2 pseudogenes are annotated in these 633 nt (G+C 62.7%); one reads left to right on the top strand and one right to left on the bottom strand.

The annotated features are described in order from the left end of the window. Positions 1-398: pseudogene (locus AC1DS5_RS25205) on the top strand (glycosyl transferase); the annotation flags it as partial. A 29-nt stretch (positions 399-427) separates the two neighbouring features. On the opposite strand, the pseudogene AC1DS5_RS25200 reads toward AC1DS5_RS25205, so the two are convergent. After that, positions 428-633: pseudogene (locus AC1DS5_RS25200) on the bottom strand (tripartite tricarboxylate transporter permease); the annotation flags it as partial.

Here is a 633-nt window from a genome sequence, read left to right as displayed (position 1 = left end):
GCGTTCATGCGCTGCAGCTCGCACTGCCGGTCGCTGAAATCGAGACGTCGTATTTCGCGCGACCGCAGGGCTCCATCAGCAAGCTCAGCACGTGGAAGGACGGTTTCCGGATCCTCGGCACCATCATGAAGCTCTATCGTTCGGAAAAGCCGCTGCGCTTCTTCGGCACAATTGGCCTGTTTTTCGGCATCGTCTCGATCGGCCTCGCGATTCCCGTCACCGTCACCTATCTGGAAACAGGGTTGGTGCCTCGGCTGCCCACCGCCGTGCTCTCGACTGGCCTGATGATCGTCGGCGTGCTCTCATTTTCGTCGGGCCTCGTGCTCGACACTGTCACCCGCGGACGCCGCGAGATAAAGCTGCTGGCATATCTGGCGCAGCCGTCACTGCCGGATTAGGCCTCCATCCAGCCAGGCGCGAGCACGACTTACGTCGTCACCGGCGTCGGCCGCCAGATGCGCGCAACGGCCATAAAGGCACGATCGATCAGTGGCCAGAACAGTAGCGTAATCGCCAGCGTAGTGATGGTGCCGACGAGGCCATTGGACCAGAACACGCCCACGCTGCCGCCGGAGCCGATCATAGCGAGGCGGAATGCATCCTCAGCGCGGCTGCCGAGCACCAGTGCCAGCG

The organism is Polaromonas sp. P4_H1 (genome assembly GCF_056400945.1).
Note: the sequence above shows the minus strand (reverse complement) of the source record. Positions and strands in the feature narration are given on the sequence as shown.